The following is a 632-nucleotide window of genomic DNA, read 5'->3' as shown; positions in this document are numbered from 1 at the left end:
ATTGAGAATACGTCTTCGATTGGCATCAGGAATGCCATGTCTACTGCACGCTCTGGCTCTGGAATGTATGAATCTAGTGCTTCTGCTAGTTCAACAATCTTCGCTTCCCACTGTGCTTCGCCGTTTAGCGCGCCTAGTGCTGAACCTTGGATTACTGGCAGGTCATCACCTGGGAAATCGTACTCAGACAGAAGCTCACGAACTTCCATCTCAACCAGCTCTAGAAGCTCTTCATCGTCAACCATGTCACATTTGTTCATGAATACGATGATGTAAGGAATACCTACTTGGCGACCCAGCAGGATGTGCTCACGAGTTTGTGGCATTGGACCATCTGTTGCAGCAACAACTAGGATACCGCCGTCCATCTGTGCAGCACCAGTGATCATGTTCTTAACATAATCCGCGTGTCCAGGACAGTCTACGTGTGCGTAGTGACGGTTTGGAGTATCGTACTCTACGTGAGAAGTATTGATTGTAATACCACGCTCACGCTCTTCTGGTGCGTTGTCGATTGACGCGAAGTCACGAGCTTTACCGCCGTATACTTTTGCAAGTACAGTACAGATAGCTGCGGTTAGAGTTGTTTTACCGTGGTCAACGTGGCCGATAGTACCAACGTTTACGTGCGG

At 48.6% G+C, this 632-nt stretch carries 1 protein-coding gene; it reads right to left on the bottom strand.

Annotated elements, in window-relative coordinates; translation table 11 throughout:
• A partial coding sequence (locus D908_RS00040; RefSeq protein ID WP_005528159.1) for a GTP-binding protein occupies window positions 1-632 on the bottom strand: 632 nt, incomplete at both ends.

Origin of the sequence: Vibrio mimicus CAIM 602 (assembly GCF_000338875.1) — a bacterium.
GTDB classification, from domain to species: Bacteria; Pseudomonadota; Gammaproteobacteria; order Enterobacterales; family Vibrionaceae; genus Vibrio; species Vibrio mimicus.
The sequence above is the reverse complement of the archived record's forward strand: the minus strand, read 5'-3'. Positions and strand labels throughout refer to the sequence as shown.